This window comes from Mesorhizobium sp. M2A.F.Ca.ET.067.02.1.1 (assembly GCF_004023285.1).
Taxonomy (GTDB): domain Bacteria; phylum Pseudomonadota; class Alphaproteobacteria; order Rhizobiales; family Rhizobiaceae; genus Mesorhizobium.
On the sequence record NZ_RZSB01001061.1, the window covers coordinates 1 to 1,500 of the forward strand.

At 65.6% G+C, this 1,500-nt stretch carries 3 protein-coding genes; 1 reads left to right on the forward strand and 2 read right to left on the reverse strand.

Annotated features, from left to right (window positions below; all coding sequences use genetic code 11):
* Positions 1-271 precede the first annotated feature (271 nt).
* Complete coding sequence (locus EOA28_RS35395) at positions 272-781, forward strand: hypothetical protein (RefSeq protein ID WP_127253509.1); 510 nt, start codon at positions 272-274, stop codon at positions 779-781.
* 6 nt (positions 782-787) lie between these two features.
* On the opposite strand, the gene EOA28_RS35400 is transcribed toward EOA28_RS35395, so the two are convergent.
* Both EOA28_RS35400 and EOA28_RS35405 read right to left on the reverse strand, forming a co-directional pair.
* A complete protein-coding gene (locus EOA28_RS35400; RefSeq protein ID WP_127253508.1) occupies positions 788-1,087 on the reverse strand; it encodes an AzlD family protein in 300 nt (99 codons plus the stop codon).
* Positions 1,084-1,500, reverse strand: a 417-nt coding sequence (locus EOA28_RS35405; RefSeq protein WP_189342374.1) for an AzlC family ABC transporter permease, incomplete at its 5' end; no start/stop codon positions are given. The genes EOA28_RS35400 and EOA28_RS35405, both read right to left, overlap by 4 nt.

Genomic DNA, 1,500 nt, shown 5'->3' on the forward strand with positions numbered 1-1,500 from the left:
GCCAGGGTTATTTCCTGCACCGGCCCGAACCGCTGGCGGCGATCGTGGCAAGAGCCGCCGGCGGCTCGATGTCACCGGAACTGCCGCATGCCAGGTTGGGTTGAAAATAAGCAGTTGCTAAAATTGGTTGAGCCAAACCAGGGAGATAGCGCGGTTCATCGTTAAAAGGTGAACCATCGTTCTATCGAACTCTTAGGACAACCGGGTTATTTCCTGTGAAACGCTTCGCTCGGGACATGACGTCTTGGCTTGACTGTCCGGCGTCCGGTCCATGACGGACGGGCGCGTGCGAGACCCGGCAATGTCCTCGACGCTCAGCACCGCGCTTGTGATCCTGCAGCCGCAGCGCCTGCCGCCAGCGGCCAGACCCGCCGCGAGCATCGACAGCGTCTCCGGCCCGGCGGCTTCGCCGGTCATGCAGCCCGCGACCTCGGCATCCAAGTTCAGCCTCGACAGCCTCAACATCACGGCGACGAAAGTCCGGCTGATGCAGCAGGCGGGCAAGGAATTCGCCGTCGACCAGACCGACTACGAGTCCGTGTCTTCCTACGGTTCGGCGATCAAGAACGCCGTCGAAGCGTTGAAAGGGCAATCTCCGTCGGCGGTCGCCAAGATCGAAAGGCAGCTTGGCCTGGACCAGCTTGGCGTTTCGCTGGATACGCTGGTCAACGCGATCGTCCGGCCGCAAGGCCGCGACAACGACAGGCTGGATGCAGCGATGAAGCAGCATGCAAGCCGGGAGGGCGACCAGCCGGACGAACTCGGGCTCTACAGCCTCTGAGGCCGGTTATCCGATCAGCCACCGCAACGCGCCCGCCGACGCCACCCCGATCACCACTGTGGCCAGCATCGACAGCCTCGTCGCGGCAAGCAGGGTGATGGCTAAAGCCGCGAGGTCGGCGGGGTCCCTCGAGACGAAATCCGGCGCGATCACCGCGATCAGCACGCAGCCGGGCGCGGCTTCCATCACCGCCGTGGCGCGCGGGCTGAGCGCGCGGTTCTTCAGCACAACATAGCCGCCGACGCGGGTGAGATACGTCACGCCGGCCATCGCCAGGATGGCAAGCACTGTCATCGGGTCGATCATGTTTCACCTGCCAGGAACCACGCGGCCACCAGGCCGGACAGCGCGCCGGCCGCCACATACCAGGCGCCGGGCAGGACGAGATAGGTGAGCGCCGCCACCACGAGGCTGACCAGCCAGGGCCGCGCCGCGGCAAAGCCTTTCCACATGCCCCGCAGCAGCACCAGGAAGACGGCCGGGAAGGCCATCGCGAAGCCGTATTTTTCGACGTCGCCGAGCACGGGCCCAAGTGCCGCGCCGCAAGTCGTGAAGGCCACCCAGGCGAGGTAGACGGACAAGCCGGCGCCGAGATAGAAGGGCAGGCTGAAGGCCGGCCGCGTGCCGGCCGCGGCACGGCGTTGTGCATCCGCAAGGCCCACCGCCCAGCTCTCGTCGCACATCAAAAACAGCGCCGGAAAAACCTGGCGCTTCGGCAG

What these genes read in the sequence shown, in the direction of transcription:
- EOA28_RS35395 (WP_127253509.1), top strand. Translation starts at nt 272, where the DNA reads ATGACGGACGGGCGCGTGCGAGACCCGGCAATGTCCTCGACGCTCAGC.
- EOA28_RS35400 (WP_127253508.1), bottom strand. Translation starts at nt 1,087, where the DNA reads ATGATCGACCCGATGACAGTGCTTGCCATCCTGGCGATGGCCGGCGTG.